The organism is Bacillus sp. P4_D3 (assembly GCF_056401855.1).
On sequence record NZ_JBFUIN010000155.1, the window covers coordinates 1 to 6,930 of the forward strand.

6 protein-coding genes and 2 pseudogenes are annotated in these 6,930 nt (G+C 30.1%); 5 read left to right on the forward strand and 3 right to left on the reverse strand.

Features of this window, described 5'->3' with window-relative positions:
* Positions 1 to 28 precede the first annotated feature (28 nt).
* From AC1DTM_RS15380 to AC1DTM_RS15390, 3 genes and pseudogenes are all read left to right on the forward strand, one after another.
* Positions 29 to 217: pseudogene (locus AC1DTM_RS15380) on the forward strand (hypothetical protein).
* A gap of 26 nt (positions 218 to 243) precedes the next feature.
* Positions 244 to 507: a hypothetical protein gene (locus AC1DTM_RS15385; protein ID WP_088099808.1), complete on the forward strand. Its 264-nt coding sequence runs from the start codon at positions 244 to 246 to the stop codon at positions 505 to 507.
* Positions 508 to 1,250: 743 nt separating this feature from the next.
* On the forward strand, positions 1,251 to 1,886 hold the full coding sequence (locus AC1DTM_RS15390) for a hypothetical protein (RefSeq protein WP_000959507.1): 636 nt from the start codon (positions 1,251 to 1,253) through the stop codon (positions 1,884 to 1,886).
* 174 nt (positions 1,887 to 2,060) lie between these two features.
* Here the strand turns inward: AC1DTM_RS15390 and AC1DTM_RS15395 are convergent, their stop codons facing one another.
* Positions 2,061 to 2,189, reverse strand: a complete 129-nt coding sequence (locus AC1DTM_RS15395) for a hypothetical protein (protein WP_000790095.1) — start codon at positions 2,187 to 2,189, stop codon at positions 2,061 to 2,063.
* Positions 2,190 to 2,569: 380 nt separating this feature from the next.
* On the opposite strand from AC1DTM_RS15395, the gene AC1DTM_RS15400 reads away from it, so the two are divergent.
* A complete protein-coding gene (locus AC1DTM_RS15400; protein WP_000377637.1) occupies positions 2,570 to 3,085 on the forward strand; it encodes a hypothetical protein in 516 nt (171 codons plus the stop codon).
* Positions 3,086 to 3,651: 566 nt separating this feature from the next.
* The gene (locus AC1DTM_RS15405) at positions 3,652 to 5,046 is read left to right on the forward strand and encodes an SIR2 family NAD-dependent protein deacylase (protein WP_088099807.1); all 1,395 of its coding nucleotides are present in this window, start codon (positions 3,652 to 3,654) and stop codon (positions 5,044 to 5,046) included.
* A 209-nt stretch (positions 5,047 to 5,255) separates the two neighbouring features.
* On the opposite strand, the gene AC1DTM_RS15410 is transcribed toward AC1DTM_RS15405, so the two are convergent.
* Entirely contained in the window at positions 5,256 to 5,774 is a 519-nt protein-coding gene (locus tag AC1DTM_RS15410; protein ID WP_234814274.1) for a YkgJ family cysteine cluster protein, read from the reverse strand.
* A 703-nt stretch (positions 5,775 to 6,477) separates the two neighbouring features.
* Positions 6,478 to 6,930: pseudogene (locus tag AC1DTM_RS15415) on the reverse strand (hypothetical protein); the annotation flags it as partial.

The window sequence follows — 6,930 nt, forward strand, 5'->3', positions numbered from 1 at the left end:
GTTATTACATGGAACGGAAAGTTATTACATGGAACGGAAAGTTAAAAAGATGATGGCTGATCTTCAATTTATTATGAATCATGGTTAAATAAGTGTAGATTTTATGGATCTAGGATATAAAAGAATGCTTTTTAGTGCATTAGAAGCTACGGGAAAACAGTTCAATGTGCATACCAATGAACATAATGAAACAACCTTGTTCTTAGAGTTAGTTTAGTAAATTTACGCAATGAGGAGCTGTTAATGATGGAGCAGTTAACTATTTTTGACGTAATGGATGAAACTAAAAATAAGCTTTATGAGGTATTAGAGAAAAATGGATTAAATTATAAAATTCATAAATACTATTTATATTCGAATTATGAGGGAGCTGTTCAATATTATTATATAAGAACAACTGATAATACAATTATTGATTTGTGTATCTCTGATTTTCCAGAAATCTTCGCTGTCCATGAAGGATTTAGCGATAAACAAATTAGAAAGATTTACAACTGGAACTTATAAGCTATATAAATAACAAATTTAATTATTGGAGGAATGAAAAATGAAAATTGGTGTATCTGAGTGGAAAGCGTTGAAAAAAGAGACAAAGTTAAAGCTATTGCGCTATGCGATGTTAGAAAGTAAGTATAAGTATGCAAAATAAAAGCTCTTCATTTGCAAAAGCAAACAAAGAGCAAAGTCATTAGTGACTGTCTGGGAAAGAAATTGGCAGATTTCTTTCCTCTATATTTTAACATATAAAAAGTTATACAGAAAAGGGGCATGTAGAATGGAAGAAGGTCGTATTTCCTTTCAGCAAAGGTGTAAAAAATTTCTTATTATGATTGTTAGTTATTGGATCATTATGTTTCTGTTAAGAGATAATAAAGTTGTTTAATTTACAATAAAGTCCTTTGAAAAATAATAAAGTTGTTTAATGTGGATTTGAAATAAAGATGTACCGTTTTATAGAAAGATGTACTGTTTATAAAAAAGTTGCACCGTTTTACCCTTTGGATTTAGTATTTAAAAGGTGGGGATTTATTTTTGATAGATTTTATAAGGATTACAGCTATTTTTCAAGACTAAAAATTGCTTTCTATTTTGTAGATTAATTACAATTATACTACGCCCTCCGCTGTGCTTCGGTTGTGGCATAATAAACACAGTCGGGCAACACGTTCCCAACTGTGTTTTTATTATGACGTTAAACTTCTCTAATAAGAGCGCGTTAATTATGAATATCAAAATTTAGGTAGGTGTGAATGTTGGTAGATAAAGTTGATGATTTCCAGTTCTCTGAAAAATATGACTGTTGGGATGGATCTATAAACGTAAATTGTTCTGTTTCGTTTTTTGGACGAAAAAAAATTGAGGTAGGGGGGTATTTAGAAAGTAATCAATCCTTAACAAAAGAAGCTTATAATACGCTATGTTATTTAAAGGAACACTTTGATATAGTTTATGAAAATATACTAAAGGGTCTATTTGAATTGCAATTGAAAGGTTTAATGAGTTACGAGATATATAATAAAAATGACGATTCCTTTAGTCCTATTACTTTTAATAGTATGGAAGAAATCCATCCTTATTTAGGAACCCCTACATTTGAGATTTTATCTAACTATACGAAGGACAACTATGCTTACTTTGCAATTTCATTTCATGATGAAGGTTGCTTGCTATCTATTGAACATGGTTTTATAGCTTTATTTTTTAAAAATGATATGATTCAAATTGAGCCTTCTGACTCGTATTGTATGCTTCAAATGCTTATGGATTACGAGGAAGATTGTACAAAGTGGCAAAAAGATTTTTGGTTAGTGTGTTATGAACTAGCTAAGAACAATATATTAAACGATAGAGAATTGGTTAGAACTAAGTGGTTGAAAAGTAAATAACCCTCTTAGTTTTTAAACAGAAATCTTAAAAAGAAAAGGATGCATTTTGATTAAACTTTATTCAAAATGCATCCTTTTCTTTTGATATAAAATACGTGTTTATAAAATGTTTTTAATCAAATTTTATTTCAAAGCAACATTTTAAACAAAAGATTAATTTCTTTTTTTTATGATTTAAATGTATTTTAACTTTATTATAAAAGAGCCTAAATCATAGCCTGTTTTTATTATAGCTATAGCTGAAATTATGGCTAATGGATATTTAATAAATGGTTTTTTTAAGGATTCCTGTATATTTTTCATATTGTAAACCTCCATTGCGTTGATAATCTTAGTTTATATATTATCATAAATATTTATATAATGATTAATAGTTATTATGTTTAGCACTATTAAATATAATGGGAAGAAAGGTACTTAAATTTACAGAGAACAAAATGATCAAACTTTTTTATAAAAATTGTATACTAATTCACAAGGAAAGCATCCATTTTGAACAAACTTATTTCAAAATGGATGCTTCTTATTTACCATATAATATGTGTTTGCGTAATGTTTCTGATTAAACTTTATTCCAAACCAACATTTAATTCTTATTGAACTAACGGTGCAGGATATTGGAATAGGGATGTTGATATAATTAAAGGGGAATGTACTTTATTTTATAATTTATGAGGTGGAAAATGGACTCTTTAGAATTAAACAAATCTAAATATATTGTCTCTAATATCAAAAACATTTTGCATAAAAAGCTTATACTTGAAAAACCGTTAACTAAAGATGAGGTGAAAAAATTAAACCTAGTTAATCCCCCTGTATACGAAAATGAGAAGTATCTCATTCAAGAACGGTGGTTTTATAGTATTAATATCGGAGAATGGGAAGATGTGGAGATTTTTATTCAAGGGAATAATGAAAATCCCGATGTGGAGATTATCGAAATGGCAGAAAAAATATTCGATGAACTCCATCTACATATAAGCCGTGCATTAAAATATTTACAGGAATTCTTCCCTAATCAAGAAATGAAGAACTACTATCTATCCACAATATGTTTTGGAAAGATGGTTAATTTTGACGATTATATATTTTCAGGGTTTAGTTTAGCTTTTATTTTTGATGGTCACTTTGAGTTTCAGTATAAAGTAAAATTTAAAGAGGATGGATGGCCTATTGGTTTTGAAGGTGGGCCACTTTAATAATCATAGATAATTTTTTCTTATTGAACTAATGGGTGCTTTAGTTGAACAAGATTTAAACAACTTTATTATTGATTTTTGAGTGCACACACCTTTAAATGGATAGAAATTAAACAACCTTAAAGAGCTTTAATACAATACAATGTAGCAAAGCTCTTGTATTTTTTATATCTAAATTAAATAACTTTATTATCACTTTATAGTTTCTCATCTATGGTGAAAGCCTGTTAAAATAGAATGGAATCGAAATCCCCTTAGATAGCGCTCATAGGTGTAAGATCTATGGGGCTTTTTTAATAAAGAAAATAATAATTTCACGTACCGTATTGCTTAATAAAAAACAAATCCCTCAAATAATAGTCTACATTTAGTTGTTCGCCTAATTAATCCGCTAAATGGCCTCACCATATTAAAAAATGTTCTTATTGATTTATCCTTCCCTAAATAATTTCCGTTCCTTTACAAATGCTGTATAATTTATATTAGATTTTTAGAAAAGATTTGATATAGGGTGCATTAGAAATTTGTCAAATGAATGTTCATTATAATGGGGTGTGAGGATACAAATGAGCTATAAAAGATACCAAGAAGAATACATAGAAGATATTAAAAATACTTTAGACGAAATGGGAACACAACCTATTTTATTTATAGGTTCAGGATTATCCAAAAGATATTTTCAAGCTCCAAATTGGATTGAGCTATTAGAAATATTAAAACAACGGTGCCCAGAAATTCCAGAAGAAGTAGGCTCTTATATTCAAGACGGGTTAACTCCTGAAGATATTGGATCGATTTTCACTAAACATTATAAAAAATGGGCGTGGAAAAATAAAGAAAAATATCCAGAAGACTTATTTAAAACAGGGACTCCAATAGATGTATATATAAAACACGAAATCAAAAATATATTTGAAGAAATTACACCACTTACTTTAGACCGGATTGAAAATGCAGGGCACATCCAAGAAATAGAACATATTAAGGATATACAACCACATGCTGTTATTACTACTAATTATGATACTTTTTTAGAAACCATACTTCCTGAGTATCAGCCTATAGTGGGACAAGAAATTCTACGGCCAGATACTATGTCCATTGGTGAAATTTTTAAAATTCATGGATCGGTTACAAATATACAAGAATTAGTCTTTAATAATGAGGATTATGAATTGTTTTTAAAAAAGAAAAAATATCTTAGTGCAAAGTTATTAACATTTTTTGCGGAACATCCTCTTTTGTTTATTGGGTATAGTGGCCAAGATCAGGATATTCAAGCAATTCTTTCAGATATTGACGAAATCATTTCAATAAATGGAGAATTAATCTCAAATATATATTTTTTATCATATAATCCTAATTTAACAGAAAGTGCTCAGCCTAAAAAAGAAAAGATATTTGTTATACAGGGGAAGGAAATTAGGGTTAAACATATTGAAGCTAATTCATTTGAGTGGATATTAGAAGCGTTTGCAGCAAATAAAGCTGTAGAAAATGTACATCCTAAGCTTCTAAGAGCATTGTTAGCCAGAACATATAAATTGGTTCGAAGTGATATACCGCGTAGAAGTGTTGACGTGAATTTTGAAATGATATCCAACATACTAGAAAATGATGAGGATCTTCCCAAACTATATGGTGTATCTATTCTAGACAATGCTGGGGATATAAATTTCCAATTTCCGTATACTTTAACGCAAGTTGGTGAAAATTTAGGCTATAAGGGTTGGCACGGAGCAGATGACCTTATAACAAGAATATGGAGAGAAAAAGGGATTAATATTAAGGCTTCAGACAATAGATATCATGTTACTATTCAGGTTGGCAAGAAGACCAGACTTAATAAGTATTCAAAAGAAGCCCTTGATTTATTAAAGAAAGTGAAAAGTGGTATGGAATACTCCGTAGATATCCAGGGCCAAGGAGTACCAAAACATCTTGCAGATTCAATACGATAAACTTTTACAAATACCATACAACTGAAAGTTCAAAATATAAAAAAATCCTTGATTTAAAAGGATTTTTTTTGTATCTAAAATCATCAATTAGAGTTCATCATATCAAAAAAAGAAAATTGTACGTTAAGGCTAATTTTTAGCTAAATAAGGACTATTCGGCACTGGATATTCTAAATCAAAACCCTTTCATTATTTTCCCTGTAAAATCCTTAGAAATTTCGGATAAGTGTTGGATGGATATCATCATATACCAGCTTATTAATTAAAGCTATTACTAATTCCATAAGCATGATATATCTATCGTCATCATAGCGAGTAATTTCCCCCTCTATTTCATTGCACAAACTAGGACTACTTGAAACAAAATGAGATTTACATTTAAAAGGTCTAACGCTATAAATTGAACATTCTCCCTTTGTAATATTAATAAAAGGGCAGGGCTCCATAGAATTTTTTCTATCTCTCCAAAGTGATGAAGGAATTTCCTCTCTGGCTTTCTTTTCTTTTAAATTATGCTTAATATTTTTTTTGATTTGTTTATCCATATATCTACTAATTCTTTGTACTTCTATTTTTTGAAGTGCAACATCTTGAAAACAACATGCAGTACACCCTTTTTGACAAGGGGCATTTTTTTGTAATTGTCGTATTGCTGGATCATATACTGTGTATAACTCCTCGATGAGTTCTAAACCAACCTCTTCATCTATAGAGTTACAGGATTTCAATTTTAATAAAATTTCTTTAATAGTTTCAAGTAAATTTATAGTTGGGTATCTTTGCCCATCCCCCGAAAAAGGGGAATAAGCTTACTTCATACGAAAGATACCATTGCCACAGCAATTAATGAAGTTAATATGATTGCATAAACTGGTTTCCGTCCACGACCAAATCTAAACATTTTTCTCTTTAAAATGTTAGTACAACGGTAATCAAAACACTCAAATAAACTTCCAATGGAGAAACAAGTAAACTAAAACTAACAATCGCCAGCAGTACGATTATGATTGTAAAAAAAATCCAACAAGGGTGTTTTTGCCCATCCCCTCGAAAAGGGGGAATAAGGGGTTCAGCCGATATATATAGGGGTACGGAAACGATTCAAAGAATAACCCGCCACATCTGAAAAAATTCCCAATTTCAGCGGGTGATTTTTTTATACTTTGTCTTGTAGTTTCCTATATTAAGCTATCTTGAAACATTCGTAATTTGAGGCCTATAAGGGGTCGAGATAAAAGCACTAAGTAGCTTTAGACAAAGAACAAGCCAATTTCCTTAACGTACAGAAAATTGACTTGTTGATTAGTTACTCGTTAAGAATGTTTGTAAATCTTCTAGAGGTTATCATATCAAAAAAAGAAAATTTTACTTTAAACAAAAACATTGTTTACCAAAAAACAATGTTTTTGTATCACTTCTTAATGAATTCATTTACCTGTGACTTTCTTTTTTATTTTTATGTTGTGTAACGACGGCGAGCTTATGTCTTTTTATCTCAGCAAGCTCATCAGAGGTATAACTAAAAATTCCAGATTGCTTTACTGGATTTGAAGTTATCGTTGCCAGTTTTCGTTTCTCTTCCGGTAGTGCATGAAAAAGTTTCATTAGGTCAAAAGAAGCATTACCTGGTTTTATATTTGGAAATTCCTGTTTAATATATTTTAGAGCCAAAGGACCATTCATTTGACCACTATTGTCACTTTTTAAGTAATATGTTTGCCAATTCGTCAGCGCAATACCAGTATTTCCTCCATCTACTTGTTTTTGTGTAATATAATACATATCATGTTCATATAAGTCTGAGGCATCAGGATTTAAGTCCACTATGATACCAGCTTGCTTAATCAGAAGTTGTTGACCATGTTTTATCGTTTTATATTCAAC